The organism is Mesorhizobium maamorense (genome assembly GCF_044998965.1).
Lineage (GTDB): Bacteria > Pseudomonadota > Alphaproteobacteria > Rhizobiales > Rhizobiaceae > Mesorhizobium.
Genome location: NZ_CP173356.1, coordinates 510,099 through 522,566, shown reverse-complemented (window position 1 = coordinate 522,566; position 12,468 = coordinate 510,099). Strand labels below are relative to the sequence as shown.

Genomic DNA, 12,468 nt, shown 5'->3' with positions numbered 1-12,468 from the left:
CATCGCCGCGCCGGCTCGCTTCCGCTATTCCGATGGTTCGATCCAAATCATGTCGTAAGCGCTGCGGATCCGATCGAGTTGCTTCTCTTTGGGATCCAGACACTTCGCGGCCTGCCTAGCCGCGTCGCCCGCCGTCTTCGCGATCATTGCCAGCAGGGTCAGGATCAGATCGTCCTTCTTCCCGATCTCCTCGAGCGCTGACTGCAGCTTCCTAGCCTCGCCAGGCTCTTCCGCCTCGCCGGCCAGCGCGCTCATCATTACCTTGATGCTGCTTAAGTATCGCTTCAATCCCGGTTCGTCGACAATCTTTGCATTGTCACAGATTATCTTCGAGATGTTACTGGCAATCTGAACACTATTATAAACCGCGATAAAATATTTACTAAATATTTTTGCTGTCTCGGCAGGTAATTTACTTACCTCCGCCTCGAATTTTTCGTCGAAAATGGCATGCCAGGACGTGCCGGCTCCGAGCGATACGGACAAAGTCCATTTGCTGTAGGGGACAATTTTCTTCTTTCCAGGATTCGTCGTGTCGTCGACCAAATCTTTGAGAAAGCTCGCCTGCAGCGCCGCCCGGCCATTGCCGAGTGCTACGAGCATGCTCTTGCCCCACAGCCCGATGCCCGACCGCGGCACATGGCCGTCCCACGGCCCGCCCGGCACCGGAACCGACTCCTTCTTCGCCTTGTCGTAGACCTTGCCGGGATCCTTGGCGACGGGCAACATCGCCTCGCCGGCCATGGCAAACCACAGGAGGCGGATGGCGTCGAACATGAACTCGGCCGACCGGGTATGCGCGCGCTTGATATCCGAGGGCGTTTCCGCTGTGGCCGCCACTTTCGAGATCTCGTCAAGCTCCGCGATGATATCGTTCAGCCGTCCGATCAGTATGCTGAGGGCCGCCAGCGATTTGCGGAAATCGGCAATGCCGAACTGCTTGAACTTGGCTTTGGGGTGCGTCGGCTCAGCTGTTGCCAGCCGCGTCCCGGCTAGTTCATAGAACTTCGCGGTCTTGGCCACTGCTTTTCGATTGTCGAAGTCAATCGTCTCGAACGGAGCAGGAAGCTGGCTGGGATCATCGGCTTTCTTGATCCGCTCAGTTCGCTTCGCTTTATCCGTCCGCAGTAATCCGAACTTGAAGTCTGGCGGAGCGGGCTTGTCCAGTAGATTGCCATCGTTCGTCCAGGTTTTCAGCTCGATCGCTTTCTCGACGTCGGCGAAGCGGAGAGACCAGCCAACTTTGCCAAGCGGGTCGACGGGGGCCCCTTTTGCCGGCCGATAGGCCATGTGGACATGGCCGGAATTTATGTTGAGCACCCCAAGCGTCGTGCATTCGTGATCCGCGTCGGCGTTGCCGCTGCAGCCGGCGAAACCGATCAGACAACCTTTCGTTACACCTCTGTCGTGGCCGACGAAGCGACTGAGGTGCCCGAATATCACGCGGTCATTTGGTGCATGCTTGGGGTATAGCCAGGCGCGGTTGCCGATGTCGTCGGGCGACTCGTTATCGTAGAGGAATTCCACCCTGCCTTCGCAGATTGCATAAACAGCGGTTTCGTGCGGAAACGGCAAATAGGAGGCGTAAATATCCACGCCGCCGTGGTTCTTAGTGCCGCCGCTGCGCACTTTGCCGAAACGACTGGACTTGGGATTGAACTCCGGTCGCCCGTAGTAACCGCGCAATTCCCCGGCGAGGTCATTTTCGGTCGGCGCCAGCTTCGACTGCGTGGGATAGGGGCGCGTCCCCGCCTGGGGAGGTCGGGGATCGAACAGATGTGGCGCATAATGTTCCTCTTCAGCCACTGCATAAACTCCATCTAACCCAACTTGTCGGGAGCTTTCTGAAGGATCGAAAGGGGCAGTCCGAAACTGGCGGCCAACTCGAGCTTGGCCGCGTTGTCGACAGTGCCTGCGACCATCGACTCGAGCGTCGGCGCGCTCGGCCGGATTGCCCTGGACTCCAGGCCCGAGAGTTCGTCCTGATTGGTGATCTTGTCATCCCGGACCGTATCGGAACCAGCTATGGCCGCCTCCGTATTCCCCACGACAAATGGCAGCGAGCCGCCCGGTCTCGGCCGGTCCGCGAACTGGTCGCTAATACGCTGCAGCGTGCGTTTCACTGAATGGCGGCCGCGCGCCCAGGCAAGGTAGGGTCCGGCGGAACCGGCCGCGCCCGTGCTGCTCCACAGCTCCCGACTGATCCAAGTCAACCCGTCGCGCGCGGCATTGGCCTTCAGCACGTCCCAGCTCACACGGAACATCGGTGGGCTCGGCACGAAGACCTGCTGTCTGCAGCGACCAGCCCTCAACCGCAGCGCGGTGAGGTCGGCGGGCTCCGGCCAGTCCGGGTCGGCATATACCAGCACTTGCTTCAGGGCGGCATCGGAGTCCGCCTGCTTTTGAGCCGCTGCGGCCCGTTCAGGATGCAGCAGCCTCGTCAGGTTTACCAGCACCTCGTCGGCAATTTCTCGCTCGTCGTGCGCCAGTGCTTGTATGCCGGGCGCGAGATCGTAGGCCGTGTCGCCCGCCTCCGATCGTGCCTTGGCGTCCAGGAACAGGTGCAATCCCGTAAGCCCAGCAACCGGATTCTCGTATTTCTCGTAGAGCAGTTCTTCCACCAGCCGCTGGCTGGTGAAGATCGCCCTACCCCGCTCAAGCGCGCTTCTTGCCACTTCCACCGTCTCCCAATGGTCTGAATAGACGACGTCGGCGGTGGGCCTTGCCATCTGTATCGAGACGTCGAACGGGGTTGCCTCCCTGGCGCCGGCGGCAGGTGTCTGTGCGCGCGGCCTGTCGTCATTGCTCGCCCGCAGGAAGATGCGTGTCTGCCAGTCCGTAGCCACCAGAACCGCTTGGCGCGCAACCTCACCCGCGCGGCTGAGTTCCAGGACGAAAGGCCCGTCTGCGGCATTGGCCTCGACCGCAACCGCCGCCCACAGCTCACTGTCGATGACCGCGGTGGTCGGGGGCGGCCCGTCCAACCGGACGGCATCCCGTGTGGCACGCCACGGGAAAATGCGCGCTCCCTGGAAGGGTCTGCGGTGGTCGGCGTTGTTGGCGCTTTGGTGGGCAAGCACCAGAAGCCTGGGCCCGGTAAGCCTTTCGAGCGCCGCGCGTGCCAGGCTCTCGACCCGCCCGACATCGGAGAGCATTGGCCCGATTGGGGCGACGGCGGAAAATCGGTCGATGAACATGGAATGCTGTTGGGGGTTGCCGCTCAGCTCTACCAGTTGCTCTTGGAACGTCCCTGCCCGGCTAACCCTGATCTTGTAGAGCCCGGGGCTGAGGTTGTCGCTAAAGGATCCGACGGACCGCGCCACGCGACTCAGCGCCGCGTTCAAGACGAACACTTCAGCGTCATTGTTGGTGTAGACGTCGAGCTGCGGCATCGTGCAGCCTTCCTATTCGTAGTCGGCCGGGGTGGTGGCCCCGATCTCGATGAGGCGCTCCACCCCGTCTCCACTCAGCTTGTAGAGGCCGACACCCAGCGGAAAGTTCGCCCATCCCTGGTTGACCGTAGCGGTCTTCGATAGTGGCCCGGGCGGGTTGGTCAGTGTGAGCACTGTGCCGTCCGGCGCAAGCGATCCGTCGGGGCGCCTAGGCCGGATTCGATACGTCGGATGCAGTCGGATCGCAAACAGCATGTCCTCTTCCTGCGGCACCGTGGCGAATTGGTCCTCGCCGCCCGGACCGTTAAACGTGCCATTGCGCAGGAAGTTGGCTAGCGACTTCGAGCGCACCTCGCCATTGGCGTCGGCGGCCGCGCCGTTCAAACCTTTGAGCAGGCGGTCGGTGAAGAGGCCCCGCACCTCGCCGTTTATTCCGATTGGCCCTTCATAGGAGTTGCGCCCGAAGCCCGAGGCGAACGCCATGAACACCCTGGCCGGCGGGGAGGACGGCTCGCAATGTTGGCGAGACCCGCCGGCTTGGTGCGCGTATATTCGAGCGCCTGCGTACCGCAGCAATCCATCCACAGCGCCAGTTCGTCGAAATGACTCTGGTTGGCGAACCAGTCGATCCAAGCTGGAATCTCCAGGTTCGGCACCCAGCCTATGCCCCTAGCATCCGCCGTGATTAGGCACCGTGACCGCGCGTCTGGCGCCAGCCCATGGCCGGCGGTGTAGACGTAGAGCCGCTCGGCGACCTTCGGTGCCGTAGATGTGACGAAGGGGACGAAGGCCGCGTCGAGGTCCGACGTAACGGGACGGGCGGCAATGAGATTGGTCACCATCCATGGCGCTCCGTTGATGCCAGTGGAGGTGATTAGCGTCACATCGGCCTTTGCGATATTGACCAGCCAGTCCGCAACGGCCTTGGCATCCTCCACCGCACCTGGCAGGTCGTTCGGCGAATTGCCGTCCGCCCCGAACGTCGGATAGCTGCCGATGCCGACGACAATAGCCTGGTCTGGCATGGCGCTTACCCACCAAACACCGGGCGCACACCGTAGGCCTTGCGGATCAGGGCCTTGTCGACCGCGCTGAGTGCAGTGTTGAAGCCGACCGTAAAGCCGTTCTTCGTCCAGCCGGTCGGGATGGGATACATCATGATCGATGTCGGATCGACATCGGTGCCGAAGACTTCGCTCTTGTCGTACCGATGGAACATGTTGGCGTCGATCTTGTCGTCGCTCCAGCCTTGCGAGGCCCGCATGTCTTCGCGCACCTTCTCCTTGTTCCAGTCGATGGACTGGGCCGGGTTCATGTGCTCGTGGACCAAGCCCAGCGCATGGCCAAATTCATGCAGCACGACGGCACGCGCGTCGGCCTCGGGAAGGGCCATGGTCATCCAGCCGAGATTCATCGTGCGCTGTGTGCGGTCGACCGCCTGGGCGAAGCGGCCGAGCCTGGAGAAGCTGCCCATTCCTGGCTGGAAGGTGATGCGGATGTCGCCCCCGGCAGGCTCGCGACCGTTGTCAATCCAGAACTCGAAGCTGAAGTTTGCGCCGGTCTCGTCGGGCCAAGCTTGGGCAAGCGCCGCGACGCGCCGCTGCAGATCGGGTGCACCCTCCATGAAGGAGACGCGCAACTTGACGCCGCGCCCCCAGAAAGCTGCGTTGAGCAATGCGGCGCGCGCATTGAAGCCAGTGGCGCTAGGCGGCTGGAAGTCTGCGTCCTCGAGGCTGGAGCAGAAGCGGTGGTCATGGACGGTCGTGTCGGTTGCAGACATGGCGGCAACCTCAAATGTCACGGCAGAAATAGATGATCTGGTCCTTGAGACCCGCCCTGAAGCAGCCGCTGATCGGCGCGCCGGTCCCGCCAAGAGCAGCAATGGCAGGATCGGAACTGCCCCAGTAGCCTGCCGGCGCCCATCCGCCGGCGTTCATCGGCCCGCCGGTGACCACCGCGAGTTGCCCTTCCATCCTTGGCGGCGTGCCGGCGTTTGACCTGACGCCGGCGATGACGAGCTTTCCCTGCAAGGCGGCTTCACGCGCCGCCGCAGCTTCGGGCAACGCCCTCCAGGATGCGTTGCCTGCGATGCTGTCGAGAATCTGATCGGCCGAGCCCGAAACGTTGACTCCCAGACGATGGGCGACCTCGATCGCGTACCGGTGGCTTGCATCGCGGAACGGACCATTCGGCCCCGCTTGCGACCAGGTTTCGGCGCAGACCTGCTGTACACGCATCGCGTCCGGGTTGGGCGCGGAAAGTGTCTCCAACTGGCCGACAGTCCGGACCATGGACGCCTCGCCTGGGTTGTTGCCGTGGAAGTTTATCGTGACAGGCGGCGCGCCCGGCAACTGCGCGAGTCGCGCCGGATCGGGGGCCATCGGTGCCAACGTCGGGCGTGCATCCGTCCCGTATCCATAGCCGTCAGCCGGGTTCTTGCGCCGACCGTCGAGGAACCAGTCGGAATCGAAATTTGGCGAGACCTTCACCATAGCCACCAAGCTGGCGAAGTAAGCGAAAAAACCGACGCCGAGTCCCACACCGTAAGCGCCGAACAGGTCGGTATTGTTGGGAAAAAGCGATAGCACTGCCGCGCCACCGACCACGCCGAGCAGCGTCGCTAGGTCGCCAAAACTGATATCACCACGGCGGTACCGGTTGACGAAATAAACGTTCCAGCCAAGCACGAGGCCGAATGCCAGTGCGCCCGCGATCTTCCAGTCCATGCTCCGTCCCCGCTCACCGTTCAACCTCAAGGTTGGTCTTGCAAAGCCCTCATCATAGCCATTCGCGCGAGACCGCCCATGACTGCGCCAGTACTCAGCAAAGCCAGTGCGCCGAAGCCGGCGAATAGAGCGGTCTCGATTGCTACCCCTGTTGCCAGCGTGGTGGCCCAGGCTGCGAAACGCAGCCTCGTCTTTGTGCCGACCGGCCGCCCGAGTATTATGCGATCCACAACGATCAGGGTCACGACGGCACCGATCGATGCCGCGCCCAGTTCAGGCAACATAGCCACTATGATGTTTGAGCCATCCACAGGCCCATCCTCGCCAAGCGTGGCAGCCACGCGTCGCCAACCCACAACCCACAATATATTACAACCTTACTTTAGATTCTGGCCCTGTACAGGCCTATTTTCGTTTTTTTATAACTTGTCTCTTGTGCAACCGGAGACTACTCAGGGGTGGAAAAAATTGTCGGCGGCAGGTTAGTTTGACCTCCGCAAGCACATCGCAGGCGCTAGTCCTAATCAGAAAGTCGGGCAGCCAGCCATCAAGGGGCATTGGCTCATAAGCCCAAACCCATCCGCAAAGGTCAAAGAAGGCTGCCCAGCGCGCCTCTAAGCGGGAACGGAAAACGACGCCACTGTAGGTAGTCGGTATCGCAGCAATCTTGGTGTAGTCCGCCTCATATTCCATTGGCTTACTCACTGGGCCTCTATCCTGCGTTCACGCCTAACTGACCTGCGGCTTCTCCGTCGGGTTGACGTATTTCATGATATCTCTGATCTTCCTGGCGCATTCCAGCGTGATCGGCAGCCGACCGTCAATGTGCGTGTTGTTCCAGTTTCATCTTCGTCAGCCCCAGGATCTCGTCGGACAGGCTCTCGAGAGAAGAATCCCTCGCAATTCTTCTCGGTAGTCTGCGGTGTCCTGCTAAGTCCTTGAAATTGTGGCGCGCCCGAAGAGATCTCGAACTCCTGACCCCAGAACCGCAGTTTGCAGCTACGCCGCATGCCGGCGATAGTGGAAGAACGCGTCTTCGATAGTGGGTCTGGCGATGTAGCGGTCTCCCGCTACCACCCTAAACCCACTATCTTGGGTAGTGGGTCTGGCGCTGTAGCGGTCCAGCGACTCGAACCCCCGACATGGGCTGGGCGACGCCCTCGCGAGATTGCCAGTTGTCCGATTTGCGGGCCGGAGCCGTTCGTTCCTCACCGCGCAGACGACGCCTCTTCCATTCTCTGTCCAAAGTGGTCAGCCTCCACGACAGGTTGCTGACTTGGGAAATCGCCATGACTGGAAAGGCCAACATCAAGGTGCATAGTTTGGACGTGCTGGAGCCATCGAATAGTGCATCATCCGCTGACACTGCGACCTCTGGCACCTCATGGCCCCAGCCCAAATCGCCAAAGCAAACAATCCGGCGGCCGGAACTTCGCAAGATTGTTCCTCTGGCGGACACCACGATTTACGAGATGGAGCAGCGGGGCGAATTTCCTCGACGTTTCCATCTGACTCCGCGCTGCGTTGTTTGGGATCTAGCGGAAGTTGAAGCCTGGGTCGAGGAGCGACGCCGAGCCTCAGATGCGGCGATGATCAAACGTGCTCCGTGGCCTGACGTGCGCCAGCGGAAAACAAGACCTGTTCGACATTAAGAGGGCGTCGGGACCGGTGGGCGCCAGCGAGCGATCATCGGGACAATGGCAACGTCAGCGGCGCTCCTGGCGATATTTTCGCGGTGATTCCGGCTCCGGTCCCGGACGCGTGCTTTCGCTCGCTAGATCTTGGCTTCCGGTGCGATCAGCTGCATGGTCGGAGGATAGAGCGTCGGCTGGTGCGTCCGGCCGTCTACCCAAGCGTCGACGACGTCGGCCCATTCTTGGAGCATGTGACGGCGCTGCTGCTCATACTCGGCCTTGTTGTAGACGCCGCGGGAGGATTTTCCCTCCTCATGGGCCAGGCATTTCTCGATCCAGTCGCGATTGAAGCCCAACTCGTTGAGTAGGGTCGATCCGGTTCTGCGCAGGTCGTGCACGGTGAACGGCTCCAGGGGCAGACCCTGCTCCTTGGCTCGCACGGCCACAGCGGTGGTGATGCGGTTGAACGTGGCGCGGGACATCGGCGCGTCGGCATCGTAGCGCGACGGTAGGAGATAGCGTGAATTCCCTGCGCAGGTTTTGAGCGCGATCATGATGTCGATGGCCTGACGGGCTAGATAGACATTGTGGGGCTTGGAGCGCTTCATCCGTTCTTTGGGTATGCTCCACACCGCGTTCTCGAAATCGACCTCATCCCAGACTGCATCCTGCAGCTCGCTCTTTCGAACCATGGTCAGCAGGATCAGCCGCAAGCCCAAGCGGATCGTGGGCAGCGTCGGGACGTGCTCGAGCTGCTTCAGCGTGATCCGGATTTCAGTTGGCGAGAGGGCACGGTCTTTCGGCACAAAAGTCGCGATCGAGGCAGGACCGACGTCCTCGGCCGGATTCGGCACTTTCTCGCCATGCAGGATAGCGAACGCGAAGATCTGCTTGACGATGTCGCGGACGTGGATGGCGGTGGCCGGTGCTCCTCGGTCCTTCACTTTCGCGCAAAGCGCCCGAAGGTCCTCCGGCGTGATCTCCTTGAGGAGCCGGTTTCTCCAGGTCGGCACAGTGTCGCGGTCGAAAATCGCCCGGCGCATAGCGCGTGTGCTGTCGGCCATCCGCGCTTCCTTGAACCAACCCTCCCCGAACTCACCGAAGCTCTTGGCTTCCTTCAGGCGGCGCTTCTGTCGCTGCTTCTCCTGCGCGGGCGAGATTCCTTCCCCGACCATGCGACGCGCATCGAGACACAATTCTCGCGCCCGGGCGAGGGTTACACCGTCCGGTCCGTATTGGCCGAGCGTCACGGTCTCGCGACGGCCGTTGGCGGCAGCAGCAGCGGTTGAAGCAGCGGCGAGGCCAAGCAGAAGCGGCGGCGATTGTCATTGGGCAAGCCTTCGGCGGCAGCCCAAACAGCGGTGTTCGGCATGTAGATAGCTCCCTTATTAGCGATTATCGCTATTGGTAACGATATGCGGTTGTTGAACTGGCACAATCGATTTCGCTAGGACGAGCGGATAACGTAACGGCGCGACAGGGTGTCCTCATGATGAAACCAGCCCAATGCCGCGCTGCCCGTGTTCTTCTTAACTGGTCTCAGCAGGAGCTTGCAGACGCGTCGAAAGATTGGCAACGCGACCATCCGCAACTTCGAGTCAGGCCGGTCAGAGCCGCAGCAGGCGACCCTCGTCGTATTGCGAAGACGTGCGAGCGCGCCGGCGTGGTCTTCATCGACGCCAACGGTGGCGGCGCGGGCGTGAGGCTGAAGACGAACCCATGAGCTTGATGGGCCTGAGCTGACGCCTGCTTCGCTGATCACCGGTCGGTGTCTGTCACCCGCTCGTGTGGGCAAGCCTGACACCGGGGTAGCTAGCGCGATATTTTACAGCAATGAAAGTTGCCCGTCGCCCATTATAGTAGCGTTTCTCGAGCCCGGCTTTAGTCGGCTTGAGACGTTCAATTCCGGCAAATCCAGAATATTCCAGCAAGCTGGTGACAGCGCGTGAATTGGGGGAAAACTGACAAAATTCCTCTGGGCGCCAGCGCGAGGTCGTAATGTTGCTTGCTGTGGCATCGACCTCGGCAACCCTGCGCATGTGCCACATCGGCCAGCGATCCAGTATCCTGTTTATGATCGGCACCTTCATCAAAGTGGTATCAACTGCCAAGACGTTGCTTGCCACGGCTGAGATACGTTTGAGGCTTAAAACGGGGTTCTCCAAGTGGTATAGAATTCCGAAGAACAGGATTAGGTCGAACTCACCGTGTTTGGACGGATCAAGTTCCATCAGATCAAGTTGTTGGAAATCCAAATTGTGGAGGTCTACCGCTTCCTTTACCAAGTTCGCTTGTTCGATATAGTGGGGATCAATGTCGATCCCGAGCACAGATTTCGCACCTGCTTTTGCCGCATGAACAGAAAAACCACCGCAGTTGCATGCTACGTCAAGAACCCGTTTGCCTGCCAATGATCCTCCGCAGGCGGCCAGAATACTCGGCCATGCGTGATCGAGAAGGTTTTGCATTCTCGTCCGTTCTCGATCTTGACGAGATGCGGCCGGCACGTAGGTGCTCAAGCCGTAAGGCAAGTCGATGGCGTGATGAAACGGTGCGAGACGTTCAACAGCCGCTTGAAGTTCCGCTTTGCTCTTTTTTCCTGTCGGCTTTCCCGTCAGGGGCATCGACGTTTGAAAATTCTTCATGAGGTCGCATTCTCCTGCCGCCCCCGCGTCAGTATGCGATTGTTCACGGATTTCTGAATACGCAGGCGGGCAGCATTGCGAGGACGATTGAGTTTCGCAGCCCAAGCTAGCGCGTGTCACCCTGCACAAACACAGGATCGGCCGGTAGAAATCCAAGGTGCCGGACAGGCAAAGTTAAGGCCTCAACAGGGTCCTGGCACCATATCAAAATGTGGTAGCCGGACTAATCCAAGGGGGCCAATTGGACATGACACTGCAAAGTGTAGGCTATTTGACTTGCAACCATTTACGCCCATGCTGATCACTCCCGAAATCGCTCGGTGTGCCAGGTGATCTTGCCGTTGACCTTCATCGGCTTATGGATCATCAGCCGCTTCGGCAGGTGCTCCGGATGCACTTCAAGCAGCGTGATCGTCACCTGCGGCTTGCACCGGCTGCAATCGAATTTGCGCTTCAGCGGATCGACGCCACCGCCATAGACCATCATCAACTGCATTCCGCCTTGACGAGCATGTTGTGCCGGGTCGCCTTGCCCTGCGTGTCGATCGGATCGTGCGCCATGAGAACGAATAAGGAACATTTCCTAGATCGTCAAGCTGCACCTTGGAAAATCATCACCGTCAGGGCGGCTTTGACACTACCGCTGGATTGCGCGTTGGGCCGGTATCCCCCGGAATTTTGGATGATAGCCCAGACGAAAAGCCCTAAGACCGCAGCCATGGCGGCAATAATGGCTATGACGACCGCAGTCCTCTTTTGATCCGACGTCATGCCTCAGTGTAAAGCGGAGGGAACGGTCGTCAAGAAGATGATGCGACAAATCGACGAGGACGGCGGTCTCTTCCTTCTTTAGTCATCCCCTTCATGAGGAGGGCGCAGCTTACCCGCCTCGATAGCCAGCCTGAAGCATCTTCTCGCCTCTTGAGGTGTCGCCTGGTCAACCAGTGCGTTCATGCATTTTGCGCACCGCCTGGTTCCACTTAGGACCACGCTTGGTCCATATGAGGAGATGTTCGGATGCTGCCTCGACATTGCTGACTATATACATCATGCCTGAGTGCTCGCCGCTGACAGGGACCGGTGGGGTGAACCAGTGGAGGGCCATTAAAGGTCACCTCGGGCCGCCCTACGTTTCAGGTCGGCAGCATTCAGGAGATCGACCAAATCGTCGGCATACTCTTTCGAGACCTTCGGCGGGTGTGCCATACACATCAGCCGGCTGCCCGGTGAACACATCGAACACCGTCCAGGTCCCGTCTTGTTCCTTCCTGAGGTCAAATCTCTGCTGCGCCATGAGGGTTTAGGGTTCCCTTATGAGCCTCTTCAATGGCGTCCAGCAGTGAGGTTAGCGTTGGCGGCAGCGCAGGTTCAGCCTCCAACCCGAAGACCTTCTGTATCTGTCGGCGATTGTCCTCGTTGCGTATCAAATCACGAAGATGGTCGGCGATGGTTTTGTGACCGGCTTTGTCGCGCTTGGCCATTAAACTGTCCCCGACATCCCCCGCATCGTTTTTGTCCGACAAATGGTTCCCCCTGCGGGATCGGAATGTCTGGTAGAATTTCTGAGCGGGCGGAATCCGACCTGCACAAGGTCAGGCGGCACGAACTACCCCAGACCACGAGCCACTTGAGCCTGAAGCGACAATTGACGCCTAGTTAGGCGAACCGCCATAGCGATGCTGCATGGCCTCCGAAATCACGTCGAAGACACCCCCGACCTCTTCAGCTATTTCGTCCGAGCTGATGCCGGCCTCGGTCGCAGCTTTCATCGCCTGCTCGGTGAGAACGCCTATAGCCATTGGGTCATCGATCATGGCGGTCGGCAAATGCCTTGCCATCCATTTGTCGAGAAAGTTGACACCGCGTGTGCTCATGCCGCCCTTTACGTTCCGTGACTGTTCTAACGGCCCAGCGGCTGCTTCGAAAGTGAGATCAGCTCGGCCTCATCCAAAGCCCGAACCTAAGCAAGTCAAGCAAGGCCAGACGCGCTATCCTTGATAGCCGGGTTAATGCATGCGCGCTATCACTTTGCAGCCGCTTCCGTGCAGCGAACCCAAGAGAAATGCCTGCT

Annotated in this window: 12 protein-coding genes and 1 pseudogene; 2 read left to right on the top strand and 11 right to left on the bottom strand. The window is 59.9% G+C overall.

What is annotated here, in order from left to right; genetic code table 11:
• Window positions 1–24: 24 nt before the first annotated feature.
• From ACIU1A_RS03115 to ACIU1A_RS03090, 6 genes are read right to left on the bottom strand one after another with little or no spacing between them, the layout of a single operon-like run.
• Window positions 25–1,806: a M23 family metallopeptidase gene (locus tag ACIU1A_RS03115; RefSeq protein WP_404926575.1), complete on the bottom strand. Its 1,782-nt coding sequence runs from the start codon at window positions 1,804–1,806 to the stop codon at window positions 25–27.
• Between the two features lie 14 nt (window positions 1,807–1,820).
• Complete coding sequence (locus ACIU1A_RS03110) at window positions 1,821–3,392, bottom strand: hypothetical protein (protein WP_404926574.1); 1,572 nt, start codon at window positions 3,390–3,392, stop codon at window positions 1,821–1,823.
• Between the two features lie 12 nt (window positions 3,393–3,404).
• Entirely contained in the window at window positions 3,405–3,875 is a 471-nt protein-coding gene (locus ACIU1A_RS03105; protein ID WP_404926573.1) for a hypothetical protein, read from the bottom strand.
• Window positions 3,821–4,417 carry a hypothetical protein gene (locus ACIU1A_RS03100; protein WP_404926572.1) on the bottom strand — a complete coding sequence of 199 codons (597 nt, stop codon included), beginning with the start codon at window positions 4,415–4,417 and terminating at the stop codon, window positions 3,821–3,823. The genes ACIU1A_RS03105 and ACIU1A_RS03100 overlap by 55 nt, the downstream gene beginning before the upstream one ends.
• A 5-nt stretch (window positions 4,418–4,422) precedes the next feature.
• A complete protein-coding gene (locus ACIU1A_RS03095) occupies window positions 4,423–5,172 on the bottom strand; it encodes a M12 family metallopeptidase (RefSeq protein WP_404926571.1) in 750 nt (249 codons plus the stop codon).
• A 10-nt stretch (window positions 5,173–5,182) separates the two neighbouring features.
• Window positions 5,183–6,118 carry a DUF2304 domain-containing protein gene (locus tag ACIU1A_RS03090; protein ID WP_404926570.1) on the bottom strand — a complete coding sequence of 312 codons (936 nt, stop codon included), beginning with the start codon at window positions 6,116–6,118 and terminating at the stop codon, window positions 5,183–5,185.
• 1,415 nt (window positions 6,119–7,533) lie between these two features.
• On the opposite strand from ACIU1A_RS03090, the gene ACIU1A_RS03085 reads away from it, so the two are divergent.
• Window positions 7,534–7,770: a helix-turn-helix transcriptional regulator gene (locus tag ACIU1A_RS03085; RefSeq protein ID WP_404927843.1), complete on the top strand. Its 237-nt coding sequence runs from the start codon at window positions 7,534–7,536 to the stop codon at window positions 7,768–7,770.
• A 122-nt stretch (window positions 7,771–7,892) separates the two neighbouring features.
• On the opposite strand, the pseudogene ACIU1A_RS03080 reads toward ACIU1A_RS03085, so the two are convergent.
• Window positions 7,893–9,020, bottom strand: a pseudogene (locus ACIU1A_RS03080) (tyrosine-type recombinase/integrase); the annotation flags it as partial.
• A 221-nt stretch (window positions 9,021–9,241) separates the two neighbouring features.
• Between ACIU1A_RS03080 and ACIU1A_RS03075 the strand changes: the two are divergent.
• Window positions 9,242–9,475 carry a transcriptional regulator gene (locus ACIU1A_RS03075; protein WP_404926569.1) on the top strand — a complete coding sequence of 78 codons (234 nt, stop codon included), beginning with the start codon at window positions 9,242–9,244 and terminating at the stop codon, window positions 9,473–9,475.
• A 52-nt stretch (window positions 9,476–9,527) separates the two neighbouring features.
• Here the strand turns inward: ACIU1A_RS03075 and ACIU1A_RS03070 are convergent, their stop codons facing one another.
• From ACIU1A_RS03070 to ACIU1A_RS03055, 4 genes are all read right to left on the bottom strand, one after another.
• Entirely contained in the window at window positions 9,528–10,397 is an 870-nt protein-coding gene (locus ACIU1A_RS03070) for a class I SAM-dependent methyltransferase (protein ID WP_404926568.1), read from the bottom strand.
• 301 nt (window positions 10,398–10,698) lie between these two features.
• A complete protein-coding gene (locus tag ACIU1A_RS03065) occupies window positions 10,699–10,884 on the bottom strand; it encodes a hypothetical protein (protein ID WP_404926567.1) in 186 nt (61 codons plus the stop codon).
• 787 nt (window positions 10,885–11,671) lie between these two features.
• Entirely contained in the window at window positions 11,672–11,878 is a 207-nt protein-coding gene (locus ACIU1A_RS03060) for a hypothetical protein (protein WP_404926566.1), read from the bottom strand.
• 171 nt (window positions 11,879–12,049) lie between these two features.
• Window positions 12,050–12,271, bottom strand: a complete 222-nt coding sequence (locus ACIU1A_RS03055) for a hypothetical protein (RefSeq protein WP_404926565.1) — start codon at window positions 12,269–12,271, stop codon at window positions 12,050–12,052.
• Between the last annotated feature and the right edge of the window lie 197 nt (window positions 12,272–12,468).

Coding starts and splice junctions, on each gene's coding strand:
- ACIU1A_RS03100 (WP_404926572.1), bottom strand. CDS start 4,417: ATGCCAGACCAGGCTATTGTCGTCGGCATCGGCAGCTATCCGACGTTC.
- ACIU1A_RS03095 (WP_404926571.1), bottom strand. CDS start 5,172: ATGTCTGCAACCGACACGACCGTCCATGACCACCGCTTCTGCTCCAGC.
- ACIU1A_RS03065 (WP_404926567.1), bottom strand. CDS start 10,884: ATGATGGTCTATGGCGGTGGCGTCGATCCGCTGAAGCGCAAATTCGAT.
- ACIU1A_RS03070 (WP_404926568.1), bottom strand. CDS start 10,397: ATGAAGAATTTTCAAACGTCGATGCCCCTGACGGGAAAGCCGACAGGA.
- ACIU1A_RS03055 (WP_404926565.1), bottom strand. CDS start 12,271: ATGAGCACACGCGGTGTCAACTTTCTCGACAAATGGATGGCAAGGCAT.
- ACIU1A_RS03090 (WP_404926570.1), bottom strand. CDS start 6,118: ATGGACTGGAAGATCGCGGGCGCACTGGCATTCGGCCTCGTGCTTGGC.
- ACIU1A_RS03105 (WP_404926573.1), bottom strand. CDS start 3,875: ATGGCGTTCGCCTCGGGCTTCGGGCGCAACTCCTATGAAGGGCCAATC.
- ACIU1A_RS03075 (WP_404926569.1), top strand. CDS start 9,242: ATGATGAAACCAGCCCAATGCCGCGCTGCCCGTGTTCTTCTTAACTGG.
- ACIU1A_RS03060 (WP_404926566.1), bottom strand. CDS start 11,878: ATGGCCAAGCGCGACAAAGCCGGTCACAAAACCATCGCCGACCATCTT.
- ACIU1A_RS03110 (WP_404926574.1), bottom strand. CDS start 3,392: ATGCCGCAGCTCGACGTCTACACCAACAATGACGCTGAAGTGTTCGTC.